This is a genomic window from Bradyrhizobium sp. LeoA1Lang (genome assembly GCF_055413685.1).
Window position 1 is genome coordinate 19,938 of the sequence record NZ_JBVAPG010000058.1, and the last position, 12,781, is coordinate 32,718.

Consider the following 12,781-nt stretch of genomic DNA (forward strand, 5'->3'; position numbering starts at 1 on the left):
GCAGAACGAACAATAGGGAGTCCGGGAGACCACCATGGGCCTGCATGAAACCAAAATCGAGTCGCTTCCCTTCGTCACTGCCGAGCTCAACTATCTCGCCCCGGTAGCGGGCAAGCCACGTACCTACGCCTTTGATCCGCCACCCGGCGAGCCCAAGTCGACGGCGCTCCCCGAACCCCACAACGTTCCGATCTTCGACGGCCGTCTGATCGCCAACCAGTTTTCGCTCGACCGCGAAGGCTTCGCGCTGGTCAAGCATCCGACCGCGGTGAGGAACTATTACGACGATAACGAAATCAGGCGCGTCTACTATCCCGCCGTCGAAGCCTTCCTGAAGGCGACGTTGAAGGCCGATCGCGTCGTCATCTTCGACCACACTGTGCGCAAGCGCGTCGAGGGCGCACCTGATGTGCGTGACGGCACGCCGCGACAGCCGGCGACGCGGGTTCATGTCGACCAGACTGATCTGTCCGGCCGCAACCGTGTGTTCGAACATCTGCCGGATGAGGCCAATGAACTCGTCAAGGGCCGCGTGCAGGTGATCAACCTGTGGCGGCCGATTCGCGGGCCGCTGCGCGATGCGCCGCTGGCGATGTGTGACGGCCAGTCGGTGGCGCCGGGCGATCTGATCGCCTCCGACCTGATCTATCCGAACCGCCAGGGCGAGACCTATTCGGTGAAATATAACGCGAACCATCGCTGGTTCTATTTCCCGGAGATGACGCCGGACGAAGCGCTGCTGCTCAAGTGCTACGATTCCGCAACCGACGGCCGCACGCGCTTCGCGCCGCATACGGCCTTCATCGATCCCACAACCCCGACTGATGCCGAGCCTCGCGAAAGCATCGAAGTCCGGACACTGGTGTTCCACAAGCCTAGAGCATGATCCGGAAAAGTGGAGACCGGTTTTCCGAAAAGATCATGCTCAAACAAAGAGATGAGATCATGATCCGATTTCGTCTAATCGGGTCATGATCGAGACTGCCTAATACCTAGGCACAGATTGGCGTTCCCGGCCTATTGGTGATACGCCGTCCCGAAATTCCTCGGAGACGAGACGATTCGTGGGCGGCGTTACCAAAGAAGATGCGGGGTCCAGTACCCGCACGCTGATTTTTGCTCTGTTGGCCTTGGCTTGCGGCCATATGCTATCGACCCTACTGCGGACGATCCCGGCCATCAGCCTCGACCTGATGGCCGCCGATTTCGCGACGCCGCCGCAGACGCTCGCGAGTCTGACCTCGATCTACCATTTCGCCTTTGCCGCATCGCAGGTTCCCGTCGGCGCCGCGATGGATCGCTTCGGCGTTCGCCCGGTCTCGCTCAGCCTGCTCGTCGGAACCATCTTCGGGGCGATGGCATCCGCGTTCGCGACCGGACCGGGGAGCTTCCTCGTTGGCCAGCTCATGCTGGGGATCGCGACATCAGGCATGCTGATGTGCCCGATGACGCTGGCTGCGAAACAGCTTTCCCCGATGCAGTTTGGCCTGTGGTCGGGTGCGATCCTGTCGATCGGCAACATCGGCATGCTGCTGTCGTCGAGCCCATTGGCCTTCGTGGTCGACCGTTTTGGCTGGCGGGCGGGGTTCTGGATATCGGCCGTTGGCGGCGTCGCGGTGCTGCTCGCGGTGTTCGCGCTGGTGCCGAAACAGCCGGCCGAGCACAAGGACGATTCGTCGCCGCTTTCGCAAATGATGGAAGTCTTGCGCCTTGGCCTGTCCCATCAGCTCCGGGGCCTCGTCGCCTTGTCGCTGGTCTCGCTGGCGGCGTCGCTGGTGCTGAGGGGATTGTGGGGCGGCCCGTGGCTGATGGAGGTCAAGGGGCTCACGCGCATCGAAGCCGGCAACCAACTCGGACTGTTCACGCTGGCGCTGATCGTCGGGCCGGTCTGCATCGGCATGGTCGATCGCAGGCTCGGCCACCGGCGCACCGTGGTTGCGGCGACCCATTTCGCATCGGCGCTGCTGCTTCTCCTGCTGGCCCTGGGAGCGCCGGGTTACCCGGTATCTGGTCTGTTTGGCGTCGCCGTCATGCCGCCGCAATATGATCTGGTCCTGTTCGTCCTGATCGGTCTTGCCGTCTCGGCACAGCCGCTGCTCTACGGCATGACCAGGCAGCTCGTTGACGCCCAGAGCGCCGGCAAAGCGCTTTCGGCGATCAATCTCTCCTTCTTCCTCGGCGCGGCGCTGATGCAGTCCATAACCGGCGCGGTGGCGGCGCTCTACGGATTGCCGGCGGTGATGATGTTCATGGCCGCGGCCCTGCTGGCCGGCACGGTGGTGTTTTTGATCTATACGTCCCGGGCGGCGGCGATAAAATAGCCGATGTTCTCCGCTTTGTTGGCGTCGATGGAAGTTCCTTTCGGCGCCGGCCGTCCATGATCGCTCGATCGCTGCAACGCACCATTTCATTTCTCTGCCCATATTTACGCGCTATTGTTGTGGGTGGGGAAAACGCAGCAGGCTGCTATCAGAGCAGGTTTGAGGCGATGCTGATGCAACGAACAAAAGCAAGATTGTCGCTGTCCCTCGTCGCCGCACTGCTTCTCGCGTGGGCGCCGTCCAGCGCACAGCAGGCGTCCGAGGGAGGCGCCGCAGATAATGAAATCCGTATCGGCAACGTCATGCCCTACACCGGCCCGCTGGCGGCCTTCGCGACCATCGGCAGGGCAGAGGCCGCCTATTTCGACATGGTCAACGAGCGCGGCGGCGTCAACGGACGGAAGATCAAGTTCATCTCCGTCGACGACAGCTCCAATCCGCGCACCGCACTTCAGCAGACGCGCGACCTGGTCGAGAAGGAGAACGTGCTGCTGATGTTCGGCTCATTCGGCACGCCGAGCAATCTCGCGACCCGGACCTATCTCAACGACAAGAAGATCCCGCAATTGTTCGTCGCTTCGGGCGACGAGGAATGGGCAAATCCGAAGAAATTTCCGTGGAGCATGGGCTGGCAGCCGACCTTCCGCGCCGAGGGCCAGATCTATGCGAATTACATCCAGGCGTCCTATCCCGACCGCAAGATCGCCGTGCTCTGGCAAAACGATCAGTTCGGGCGCGATCTGTTCAGGGGATTGCAGGAAGGGCTCGGGGATACCGCCGGCATGATCGTCGCCGATCTCGCCTTTGATGCGTCCGAGACCTCGATCCAGGTGCAGATCAAGATATTGAAGGATTCCGGTGCCGACATATTGGTCTTCAACGGGGCACCGGCGATCGCCGCCCGCGCCATCCGCATTGCCGCCGACCTGGATTGGCATCCGGTCTTCATCCTCGACAATGCCTCGGCCTCGATCGCCAGCGCGCTGCGGCCGGCGGGGCTGCAGAATGCGCTCGGCGTGATCTCGACATCCTTCCTGAAGGACGCCGACGATGCTGCATGGAAGGAAGACCCGCCGATCAAGGCATGGTCGGCCTTCATGGACAAGTACTATCCCGACGGCGACAAGGAGGACAGCTACGCCATCTTCGGCTACGCCGCGGCGGAGACCCTGGTCCAGGTGCTGAACCAGTGCGGCGATGATCTGTCGCGCGAGAACATCATGCGCCAGGCTGCGTCCTTGAAGAATTATCTCAACCCGGTCGCGCTGCCGGGCATCGCGATCAACACCGGCCCGACCGATTTCCGCCCGATCAAGCAGATGCGACTGGTGCAGTTCGACGGCAATGTCTGGCAACCGATCGGCGACGTCGTCGAAAGCGCATTCTTGAACGGGCCGGGGGATAAGTGATTGCGCGGGACAAAATGCCGCTCCGTCGTCCCGGTCTGGAGCCGGAGCCTAGAGCATTTTCGGTTCTGATGGAATCAGAACCGAAGCTCTAGGTTTTTGTTTTGACGCGTTTTCTTCACGCGAACCGGTGTCCACTTCGCTCGAAAACGCTCTAACTACCGAGCCAGTCGAGCTACTCAAGTTGACCAGCCGCCATCGATGATGTGGATCGCTCCTGTTGTAAACGCCGACTCATCCGAAGCAAGATATGTGACGAGAGCCGCGACCTCGTCGGGTCGACCAAGTCTCCCGAGCGGCTGCCGCGACGTAAAGCTCTGACGTGCTGCAGCATCGTCCAGCCCATCCTTCAGCGCCTGTGCCTTTATGCGCGCTTGCAGAGAAGGTGACTCGATAGTGCCAGGGCAAATGGCGTTGCAACGAATCTGATGGGATACGAAGTCTGCCGCAACGGATTTCGTCAGACCGATCACGGCCGCCTTGGAGGCGCCGTAGGCGCAACGGCTCGAGACACCTTTCACGCTCGAAGCAACGGACGCCATGTTTATGATGGAGCCGCCGCGGCCAGCTTCGATCATCGCGGGAAGAAACGCCCGGATGGTGCGATACATCGCTTTCACGTTCAATTCGAAGCTCAGATCCCAAGCGCTCTCCTCGCAATGCAGAATATCTCCTGCGTGCACGTAGCCTGCACAGTTGAACAAAACGTCGATCGGTCTGAGCGATTCGGCGAATTGCCTTACCTCGACCGGATCGAGCACATCCAGGCGATGAGTTCGGAGAAGCAAGCCGGGATCTGCATCTCTTCTCAGCTCGTCGAGCGCGACTTGGTCGATATCCGTCGCCCACACCATCGCCCCTTCTGCGGCAAGCATCATTGCGGACGCGCGCCCGATACCATTTCCGGCCGCGGTCACAACGGCGGTCTTTCCACCAAGACGTTTGCTCATCTTGCCCTCTTCCGAACGGCCGGCATTCTCAGCCGATCCTTTGATTTCCCGATCTGCCTTCGCATTGCTCCGAACCGGTTAGAGCGTTTTCGAGCGAAGTGGACACCGGTTCGCGTGAAGAAAACGCGTCACAACAAGAATCTAGAGCTTCGGTTCTGATTCCATCAGAACCGAAAATGCTCTAGGCAGGATCCTTCCTGGCTGCGGCGTCTAATTTGGCGAGCGGCGGCGCAAAGCGGGTGCGCGGTTCATTTTGCGGCAGACCCAGCAGGATGACTGCGGCACCGGCGGCAATCACCGACAGGACCAAGTAGCCGACGCTGCTATTGCCAAGGGCCTGCTCGGCATAGGTCTTGATCTGTGGCGAAAAGAACCCGCCCAGATTGCCCAGGGATACGATGAAGGCGATCCCGCTCGCCGCGCCGATGCCGCTCAGATATTGCGTCGGCAGACTCCAAAAGACCGGCTGCGACGAGGTCAGCCCCGGGACGGCAATACAGAAGGCGATCATCAGCAGAACCGGATTGTTGGTGAATCCGACGGCAGCGGATGCCAGAACGCCGGTGATGATCAGCACGACAGCGACTTGGCGGTGATTCTCATGCTGATCGGCGTATGCGGTCGCAAGCAGCGTGACGATCGCCGAGCACAGCCAGGGAAGTGCCAGCAGGAGGCCGATCGTAAAGTCGACTTTGCCCCCCATGGCCGAGGCGAGCTTTGAAGGGAAGTAGAAAGAGAACGGCGAGGTGCCGATTTGGAAGCAGAAGTAGACCACGATAAAGGCGATAACCCGCACATCCCTGAGCACACCGAGGGCTGAGTGTTTCACCTGCCCCGCCTTGAGAGCTTCCTCCCGCGCGATTTCGTCGGACAGCGCCTTGCGCTCTGCCGGCGTCAACCAGGCCGCTTCCGCGGGCCGGTCGCAAAGATAGAAGAAGGCAATAAAGCCAACAACGACTGCGGCCATCCCCTCGACTGCAAGAACGAACTGCCAGTCCTTTAGACCCAACACCCCATCGAATTGCAGCAACAAACCGCTGAGCGGGCTCCCGAATACGAGTGAGAGGGGGACGCCGAGATAGAACAGGCCGGTCGCACGCGCTCGTTGCTTGGCCGGAAACCAGTAGGTCAGATAGAGCAGCACTCCCGGGTAAAAGCCAGCCTCCGCGACTCCGAGGAGAAAGCGCAGGACATAAAAGACGGTGTCCGAACGCGCGAATATCATCGCGGCGGAGATCAGTCCCCAGCTCACCATGATGCGCGCGAGCCAGGTGCGTGCGCCGACACGCGTCATGATGAGATTGCTGGGCACCTCGAACAGGGCATAACCGATAAAGAAAATGCCTGCTCCGAAAGCATAGGCAGCGTCCCCGATACCCGTATCGGCCTGATAGGCGAGCCTGACGAAGCCTATATTGACCCGATCGAGGAATGCGAGGACAAGCATCAGCATGAGGAACGGCAGCAAGCGCCATGCGGATCGCTGGATCGCGCTCTCTAGCGGCGAATCCTGGGTATTCTGCAGCATCATCGGACCTCCCTTTGTTTAAGCTTTGTTGTCTTCCGCAATGTCTCAATGCGGTTTGCGGCACTCGTCGCCGGGCCGCCTTCGCTTGACGAGATAGAGGTGCTCGCAAACGAGCACGGTTTCGTCGGACTGATTCAGCATCTCAACCGTTTCGACGACCACACCCACATCGGCGCGCTTGGCGTGGTCGCGCTTGGTCGTGATGCTTGCGTTGACGGTGATGGTGTCACCGATGAAGACCGGGCGAATGAACCGCAATCGGTCGTAGCCGTAGGACATTGCATGCGGGTTGATCGTGGACGCCGTCATGCCGATGCCGACGCTGAAGACCAGCGTTCCGTGTGCGATCCGCTGCTTGAAATCCTGCTTGGCGCACCACTCGGCGTCCATATGATGCGGGAAATTGTCGCCAGTCTGTCCGGCGTGGATCACAATGTCGGCTTCCGTGATCGTGCGGCCGAGGGTGCGGCGGCTGAAGCCGATCTGGTAATCCTCGAAAAAAAGCTCGCTCACGATCATGCGTGAAACTCCTTGACGTCCTCCCGACGCAGCAAGCGACGCCTCGAAGGCTCCTGCGCGCCATTATTCAAATATGGAAAGTATTTTCATATATGGAAGAATGTCAAGCGTCCCGAAAAAGCCGTCGAAAACGTCGGCGGCGCAGTCCGGCGGCAATCCGGTCGTGTGCTATTGTCGCCGCCCATCACGGGCCGCGGGTGAGCGATGACGAAGACACATGAGACGACGGAAGAGCTTTACAAGGCGCCTGCGCTGGACAAGGGCCTCGACATCATCGAACTCTTGTCGAGTACCGATGAGGGGCTCTCGCAGGCCGAAATCGCAAAGGCACTCGACCGTTCACCCAACGAGATCTACCGGATGCTGGATCGGCTGGTGCGGCGGTACTACATCGTGCGGACCAGCGAAGATCGCTACGAACTGTCCCTGAAGCTGTTTGGGCTGGCTCATCGGCATCCACCCATGCGGCGCCTCGTAAGTCTCGCGCTCCCTGCGATGCGCCGCTTCACGCGCAAGGCGGAGCAGGCCTGCCACATGGTGGTTTATGACCGGGGCAGCGGAGTGGTGATCGCACAGACCGATGCTCCGGGATATTGGGGGCTCTCGATACGGGTGGGTTCGCATATCAGCCTGCTGAACACCGGATCGGGCCACGTCTTGCTCGCCTTCGTGACTGAGACAGAGCGCAAGCTGATGCTCGACGAGCGAGTGCCTATTCCCGGCGAGACTTCACCGGAAAGGTTCGAGCAAATCATCGCAAAGGTGCGACAGCGAGGCTACGAGGTTCGTCCAAGCCAGCAAACGGCCGGAGTCACCAATATTTCCGTTCCCATTCTCAGTTCGACCGGAGTCCCGCTCGCGGCGCTTACCTGCCCACATATTCGTCGCCTCGACCGCGACGATGCGCCACTACGAGACGATATTCTCGCGATGCTGCTCACGACGGCAGGCGAGATTTCCGCTGCCGCGGGCGTAGCCTGAAGTCCGCCGACCTAGTGCCCTGCCAGTGATTCTCAGGTTGCGGGTGTCCACCCGGTATTCGTCACGTCGGAGTTGCCATTCACTTATAAGTACCATATTCATATAAGAATGATAGCCCCGGAGCGGATCAACCGCAGGGGCGCTTCTGCAGTCCGGCGCTGCGAGCGAGAACTTGTCCGTCAGAAGGTGGCCCGATGTCCGAAACGACGCTCCCCCTCGAAGGTCTTCTGGTCGTCGACTTGAGCCAGTTTCTATCCGGTCCCTATTGCTGCCTCCGTCTGCTCGACCTTGGAGCACGGGTGATCAAGGTCGAACGGCCGGAGAGCGGCGACCTGTCCCGTCGCCTGTATCTCAGCGATGCAGAGATCGGCGGTGACTCCACGATCTTCCACGCGATCAACCGCGGCAAGGAAAGCCTGGCCCTCGATCTCAAGGATCCGAACGATCTGGCAGCGCTGCGCACGCTCCTCGCGCGCGCGGACGTTGTGGTTCAGAATTTCCGTCCTGGCGTCATCGAGCGGATTGGGCTCGACTACAATGCCGTGAGAGCGCTCAATCCGCGCATCGTCTACGCGTCCATCACGGGTTACGGCAAGGAGGGGCCGTGGGTGCAACGCCCGGGCCAGGACCTGCTGGCACAGTCCCGGTCCGGCGTGATGTGGCTGAATGGCGACGATGCCCAAGGGCCGGTCCCTTTCGGGCTTGCGGTTGCCGACATGATGGCTGGCGCGACGATGGCCCAGGGTGTTCTTGCTGCCCTGGTCCGACGCGGCGTGACTGGTGAGGGCGCTCATGTGGAGACAAGCTTGCTTGAAGCGCTCATCGACTTCCAGCTCGAGGTGCTTACGGTACATCTGAATGACGGCGGACGACTGCCCAGCCGCTCCGCGCGTCGCAGCGCTCATGCCTATTTGGCCGCGCCATATGGTGTGTATCCAACCAAGGACGGGTTCCTGGCGATCGCGATGGCGCCGATCCCGAAGCTCGCCGACTTGCTCGGCTTGGATGCGCTCGCTCCCTATCGCGACGACCCGGCGAGCTGGTTCAATGACCGGGACGCTATCAAGACCATCATCGCCCATCGGCTGGCCGAGCGAACCAGTAACGACTGGCTCTCGATCCTCGAGCCCGCCGACATCTGGTGCGCGAAGGTCCTGACCTGGCCTGAATTGCTGGAGAGTGAGGGCTTCAAGTCGCTTGATATGCTGCAAACCGTGTCGCGCGAGGATGTCAGCATCCGGACCACGCGCGTGCCGCTGCGTCTCGACGGCTTCAGGCCGAAGGGCGATCAGGCGGCGCCGAAGATCGGCGAGCATTCGACCGCGCTTCGCCGGGAGTTCGGGCTGTGATCCATCTCAAGGGCATGACGTGGAGCCATCCGCGCGGCTACGATCCGCTGGTCGCGTGCTCGGAGATATGGCGACGGCGCAGCGGAGTGAACATCACCTGGGAGCAGCGTTCGCTTCAGGACTTCGAAAGCTTCCCGGTGATGGAGCTCGCCAACCGCTATGACCTGATCGTGATCGATCATCCGCATGTCGGGCAAGTCACCGAGGAGAAGTGCCTGCTGCCGCTGGATGTCACGGGCCGCGCGACGGAGCGGACTGTGCTCGAGGCCGCATCCGTCGGCCCGTCGTACCTTTCATATAGGTGGAATGGAAGACAATGGGCATTTCCGATCGACGCGGCCACCCAAGTCCAGGCGTTTCGACCGGACCGGCTGGCGCAAGCTCCGTCGGAATTCACCGAAGTGATGGAACTGGCGCGGCGCGGGCGAGTGGCCCTCCCGCTCCGGCCGCCGCATTCCCTCATGGTGTTCTATACGCTCGCAGCGCATCTCGGCCAGCCATGCGGCATTGAACGTTCCCGGTTCGTGGATGCCGAGACGGGCCTCGAAGTGTGGCGCAGGATTCGCGAACTCGCCGAATTGATCGATCCCGCGGACCTCGAGCGCGATCCGATCGCGGTGTTCGAAAGGATGGTCGATGATGCCTCGGAAATCGACTGTGCTCCGTTCATCTACGGTTACGTGTCCTACGCCCAGACTGCCTTTCGCCGACGACTGATCCGTTTCGCCAACATCCCGACGATCGGCTCGCGCAAGCCGATTGGCGCCGCGCTTGGCGGTACCGGAATTGCCGTTTCCGCCAAGACGCCGCACGCGATGCACGCCATCGATTTTGCCTATTGGGTCGCGAGCGCAGAGGTACAGCGCGGACCTTACGCCGCTGCCGGCGGCCAGCCCGGACATGCAAGCGCCTGGGACGATCCGGTCGTCAACAGCGCGACCGCGGAATTCTATCGGAGCACACGTGCGACGCTCGAGGAATCCTATGTTCGGCCGCGATACCATGGTTATATGGCGTTCCAGGCGGCTGCGTCAGAGCGGATCAATTCAGCGGTTAGAGCGCGCGAAAATGGTCTTGCATTGATCGGCGATCTCAATCGCCTGTTCGAGGCCGATCTTCCGATCGAACCCTAAGAGGCCGGCTGCTCGGGTCACGAAGAGCGGCGGCCTATTTCTTCCCAGCCTGTCCGTAATTCAGCAATCCGCCCTTGCTCTTCGGCGGATGCGCGCGCAGGCCTTCTTCGTTCGGCTCGGTGCCCCAGCCCGGCCGGTTCGGAATCACGAGGTGGCCGTCGACGATTTCAGGGACATGAGTGAACAGCTCATGATCCCAGGCGAGCCGGTCGATGTCGGTTTCCATGATCCGCAAATTCGGCACTGCCGCGGAGAAATGCGCGTTCATCATGGTGCAGAGGTGGCCGTAGAAATTGTGCGGGGCGACGTTGACCTCGAAATGCTCGGCGGCGTTCGCGATCTTCATCGATTGCCAGACGCCGTTCCAGGGCGTGTCGATGATCGCGACGTCCATCGCCTGTTCGGTGAAGTAGGGCAGGAATTCGCGCAGGCCCAATAGCGTCTCGCAGGATGAGATCGGATGCGGGCTCTGGCGGCGGATATAGCCGAGCGCCTGCGGGTTGAAGGTGTCGATCGCGACCCAGAACATGTCCATCTTCTCGATCGCCCGCAGGATCTTGAGATAGCCTTCGGTCTTGGCATTGAAGTTGAGGTCGAGCAGGAGATCGACATCGGGCCCGGCGCCGTCGCGGATCGCCTCCAAATGCATGCAGAGATTGCGCAGCACCTTGCGGTCGACATTGATCTCGGGCTCGAACGGCGCGCCGAAGCCCGGCCGCCAGCCCTGTGGCTTGCCGTCGGTATAGACGAAGATGTTGGTCTTCAGCGCGGTGAAGCGCTTCTCGCGCACCTCGCGGCCGATCGCCTTCACCCCGTCGATATCGGTGATGGCGGGCTTGTACCAGTCGGGATGGTTGATGCGCCAGGTCGCGCAATGCGACCAGTAGACCCGGATACGGTCGCGGATTTTTCCGCCGAGCAGCTCATAGCAGGGTACGCCGAGCGCCTTCGCCTTGACGTCGAGCAGTGCGTTCTCGATCGCGCCGAGCGCCAGCGCCACTACGCCGCCGGCGGCCGGTCGGGTGGCGGAGAACAATTCCGCATAGATGCGCTCATGCTGCAGCGCGTTCTTGCCGATGATCCGCGTCGACAGCCGCTCGATCGCGGCGGTGACGCCGGGCGCGCCAAAACCTTCGTCGAACTCGCTCCAGCCGACGATGCCGTCCTCGGTCATGATCTTGACGAAATGGTAATTCCGCCAGCCGGCATCGCAGGCGAGCGTTTCGATGCTTCTGATGTTGGATGATTTGCTCATGGTTTCCTGCCCGGCGCTGTTGTTTTGTTGAGATCGATAACAACAATGGAACGGCCGGCGCGTCAATCACGGTCGAGGCAATCCAGATCGGCAGGTCGCGACTAGCTCTTTGGCGGAAACAGCATCGGCCGCTGCCGCGCGAAGGTCTGGCGTCCGCTCTTGAAACCCATGAGGACGTCAGGCAATTCCGCGATCGCGCCGCGGCCGCTATCGGTATCGAGCACGATGATGTCGGCGGGATTGCCGACGCTGATGCCGTAATCGCGCAGGTTCATCAGGCGCGCAGGGAGGTCCGTCACCAGATCGAGGCAGGCGTCGAACTCGTTGACAGCGGCATGGGCGATGTTGGCGTAGAAATTGGCCATCCGCAGCAGCGAAGCATCGCCGAACGGTGTGAACGGATTTTGCACGTTGTTGGTCGCCACCGAACACAGCACACCATCGGCGACGAGTTTGTGCGCGACGGTGAGGCCACGCGGCGCGTTATGCGTCGCGTCGCGTGCCAGCAGATAGAGGTCCGTCGCGGGCAGCACGGTGACCGCAACGCCGGCCCCTGCCAATCGTTCGGTCGCCGCCTTCAACCGATCCGGTGGCAGCGCCGATAGTTTGGTCGCGTGGCCGATGGCGACCCGGCCTTGATAATTCCGGCGTTCGGTCTGGCGGCACACCTCTTCCATATGCCACCATGACGGATCGAGGTCGAAGTCGAGATGCAGGTCGACGTCGACGTCGAACTCCTGCGCCAGATCGAAGATCTTCTCGATATGCGCGGTCGGATCGGTGTCAACATAGGGACAGCCGCCGATCGCCTCGCCGCCGTCACGGAGCGCCGCGATCAGCAATTCCTCCGCGCCGGGATCGTTGATCAGCCCTTCCTGCGGGAACACGCACGGGGAAATATCGATCGCCCAGGCATAATCGCGCTTCAACGCCTTGATCGCCTCGAAGCCACGCAGGCCAATGCGCGGATCGATCTCCACATGCGTGCGCATCCGCGTCGTGCCGAAGGTGATCGCGCGCTCGATCACACGCGCGCCGCGGGCATAGATGTCCTCGACGGTGAAATCGCGCTTCATCGCCGCCACCGCGCGGATCGCTTCGCTGACGCTGCCATGGTCATGGGCGCAGCGGCCCAGCAGGCAAGCCTTGTCGAGATGGATATGGGTGTCGACGAATCCTGACAGCACCAGTCTGCCGCCGAGATCGATTTCCGCCGCCTCGCAGATGAGGCGCGCTTCGATCGCTGCGATCCGGCCGCCGGCGATGCCGATATCGACCGGCGTGCTCGCATTTCGCGTGCGCGCGTTACGGAAGATGAGATCGAAGGCAGTTCGCATCG

11 protein-coding genes are annotated in these 12,781 nt (G+C 61.4%); 6 read left to right on the forward strand and 5 right to left on the reverse strand.

Annotated features, from left to right (window positions below; all coding sequences use genetic code 11):
• Nucleotides 1–34: 34 nt before the first annotated feature.
• From ACZYOF_RS20405 to ACZYOF_RS20415, 3 genes are all read left to right on the forward strand, one after another.
• Nucleotides 35–886, forward strand: a complete 852-nt coding sequence (locus tag ACZYOF_RS20405; protein ID WP_463716907.1) for a CmcJ/NvfI family oxidoreductase — start codon at nucleotides 35–37, stop codon at nucleotides 884–886.
• A gap of 178 nt (nucleotides 887–1,064) precedes the next feature.
• Nucleotides 1,065–2,321, forward strand: coding sequence for an MFS transporter (locus ACZYOF_RS20410; RefSeq protein WP_463716908.1), 1,257 nt, complete (start codon nucleotides 1,065–1,067; stop codon nucleotides 2,319–2,321).
• A gap of 173 nt (nucleotides 2,322–2,494) precedes the next feature.
• Nucleotides 2,495–3,730, forward strand: coding sequence for an ABC transporter substrate-binding protein (locus ACZYOF_RS20415; RefSeq protein ID WP_463716909.1), 1,236 nt, complete (start codon nucleotides 2,495–2,497; stop codon nucleotides 3,728–3,730).
• A 176-nt stretch (nucleotides 3,731–3,906) separates the two neighbouring features.
• Here the strand turns inward: ACZYOF_RS20415 and ACZYOF_RS20420 are convergent, their stop codons facing one another.
• From ACZYOF_RS20420 to ACZYOF_RS20430, 3 genes are all read right to left on the reverse strand, one after another.
• A complete protein-coding gene (locus ACZYOF_RS20420; RefSeq protein WP_130581124.1) occupies nucleotides 3,907–4,677 on the reverse strand; it encodes an SDR family oxidoreductase in 771 nt (256 codons plus the stop codon).
• Between the two features lie 181 nt (nucleotides 4,678–4,858).
• Nucleotides 4,859–6,205, reverse strand: coding sequence for an MFS transporter (locus tag ACZYOF_RS20425; protein ID WP_463716910.1), 1,347 nt, complete (start codon nucleotides 6,203–6,205; stop codon nucleotides 4,859–4,861).
• Nucleotides 6,206–6,250: 45 nt separating this feature from the next.
• Entirely contained in the window at nucleotides 6,251–6,724 is a 474-nt protein-coding gene (locus ACZYOF_RS20430; protein WP_207234550.1) for a MaoC family dehydratase, read from the reverse strand.
• A 204-nt stretch (nucleotides 6,725–6,928) separates the two neighbouring features.
• Between ACZYOF_RS20430 and ACZYOF_RS20435 the strand changes: the two genes are divergently transcribed.
• The 3 genes from ACZYOF_RS20435 (at nucleotide 6,929) to ACZYOF_RS20445 (ending at nucleotide 10,187) form a co-directional block, all read left to right on the forward strand.
• Nucleotides 6,929–7,705 carry an IclR family transcriptional regulator gene (locus ACZYOF_RS20435; RefSeq protein ID WP_463716911.1) on the forward strand — a complete coding sequence of 259 codons (777 nt, stop codon included), beginning with the start codon at nucleotides 6,929–6,931 and terminating at the stop codon, nucleotides 7,703–7,705.
• Between the two features lie 194 nt (nucleotides 7,706–7,899).
• Nucleotides 7,900–9,054 carry a CaiB/BaiF CoA transferase family protein gene (locus ACZYOF_RS20440; protein WP_463716912.1) on the forward strand — a complete coding sequence of 385 codons (1,155 nt, stop codon included), beginning with the start codon at nucleotides 7,900–7,902 and terminating at the stop codon, nucleotides 9,052–9,054.
• A 14-nt stretch (nucleotides 9,055–9,068) separates the two neighbouring features.
• Nucleotides 9,069–10,187 carry a carbohydrate ABC transporter substrate-binding protein gene (locus tag ACZYOF_RS20445; RefSeq protein ID WP_463716925.1) on the forward strand — a complete coding sequence of 373 codons (1,119 nt, stop codon included), beginning with the start codon at nucleotides 9,069–9,071 and terminating at the stop codon, nucleotides 10,185–10,187.
• Nucleotides 10,188–10,221: 34 nt separating this feature from the next.
• On the opposite strand, the gene ACZYOF_RS20450 is transcribed toward ACZYOF_RS20445, so the two are convergent.
• Entirely contained in the window at nucleotides 10,222–11,442 is a 1,221-nt protein-coding gene (locus ACZYOF_RS20450) for a mandelate racemase/muconate lactonizing enzyme family protein (protein ID WP_463716913.1), read from the reverse strand.
• Nucleotides 11,443–11,543: 101 nt separating this feature from the next.
• Nucleotides 11,544–12,779 carry an amidohydrolase family protein gene (locus ACZYOF_RS20455; RefSeq protein WP_463716914.1) on the reverse strand — a complete coding sequence of 412 codons (1,236 nt, stop codon included), beginning with the start codon at nucleotides 12,777–12,779 and terminating at the stop codon, nucleotides 11,544–11,546.
• Nucleotides 12,780–12,781 lie beyond the last annotated feature (2 nt).